The sequence below is a fragment of the Methylobacterium sp. WL103 genome (assembly GCF_008039885.1).
GTDB classification, from domain to species: Bacteria; Pseudomonadota; Alphaproteobacteria; order Rhizobiales; family Beijerinckiaceae; genus Methylobacterium; species Methylobacterium cerastii.
Genome location: NZ_VRUX01000921.1, coordinates 1 through 1,185, shown reverse-complemented (window position 1 = coordinate 1,185; position 1,185 = coordinate 1). Strand labels below are relative to the sequence as shown.

Here is a 1,185-nt window from a genome sequence, read left to right as displayed (position 1 = left end):
GCCGCCGACCGTGCCCGGCGATCCGCCGGTCGCACGGGCGGCGCCGTCCTGTTGGGCGCGGTCCGTGTCGGCGTTCCCGACCGGCTTGGCCATGGTTCCGGTGGTGCTCGCCGTCTGGTCGGCCGCTCCCTCGTTCGGTCCCTTGCGCTGGCCGGTATCGGGCTGCGAGACGGGCGCGCCCATGCCGACCTGCGTTCCGAGCTCGCGCTTGAGCTTGGCGATGTCGTCCGAGCAGGGGCCGCCATCCTGGGCGTAGGCGGCCGTGTTGAGGAAGCCGAGGGTGGACAGGGCTGCGACGCCGCAAAGCATCTTCAAGCGAGACATGGATATCCTTTTGTAGAGCCGGTCGTCAACGCCGAATTCGGGAACATGTTCAAGATGAAAGGATCTATTTTGCAATTTTTATTTTAGATATAGGGCGGACGTTGAAGGATAGCCGAGGTGGGGCGCTTGGATGGCTCCCTGCGCACGGCTCGTTGCTTCCAGTCGCCGAAGCCGATGGGCGAAGCGCCCGGTCGGCACCCGTCTCCCTCGGTGGGGGCGTGACGCCATCGCGGCCGTAGGCCGAAAGCGGTGCGGGGCTCGGCCGGGCCGCACGAGGATACGAAGGGCCGATCGGGCCTGAAACAGCCCCGCCCTCGCCCCCGTTCCGGCCGCGCCCCTGGTTCAACACGTCACAGGGTTACTCATCCGCGTCGTCGGACGAGCGGCCGCGCGAGCGCTCGTAGGTGGCGATGGCCTGCGAGCAGGCCGGCGACAGGTTCGGGCGGTTGCGCTTGAAGCAGGCCTTCACCTCGGGGCCTCCGGGCTTCATGCCGGCACAGAGGCGGAGGTAGTCGCCGCCGCAATTCGCCTTCATGGCCTCCATCTCGGGCCCTTCCTGCGCCGCCGACGGCTGCAGGAGAGCGAGGGTCAAGGTCAGGGCGGAGGCGAGGGCGAGCCCTGCGCGTGTGGTGAAGCGTCGGTTCATGTCGATCTCACGGTTGGTTGGGGGAAGCCGGCTGTCGTCAACGCGCAGGCTGCGGCGCGTTCCCGGGCTTGTTCGGTGCTGCGGCGGGCGGGCTGGCGAGTTGCTGGCGGGTCTCGGCGAGCTTCGCCTGGGCGGTGGCGAGGTCCTGCCGGGCCGTGGCCAGCCGTCCGTCGAGGGCCGCGGCCTCCGTGTTGCGGCTGGCCAGGGTCTCGGTG

1 protein-coding gene and 1 pseudogene are annotated in these 1,185 nt (G+C 69.3%); both read right to left on the bottom strand.

Going from position 1 to position 1,185, the window contains the following annotated elements:
- Positions 1-324, bottom strand: a pseudogene (locus FV222_RS26720) (hypothetical protein); the annotation flags it as partial.
- A 358-nt stretch (positions 325-682) separates the two neighbouring features.
- Positions 683-970 (bottom strand): hypothetical protein, encoded by a 288-nt coding sequence (locus FV222_RS26715; RefSeq protein WP_147816150.1) that lies wholly within the window; start codon positions 968-970, stop codon positions 683-685.
- Positions 971-1,185 lie beyond the last annotated feature (215 nt).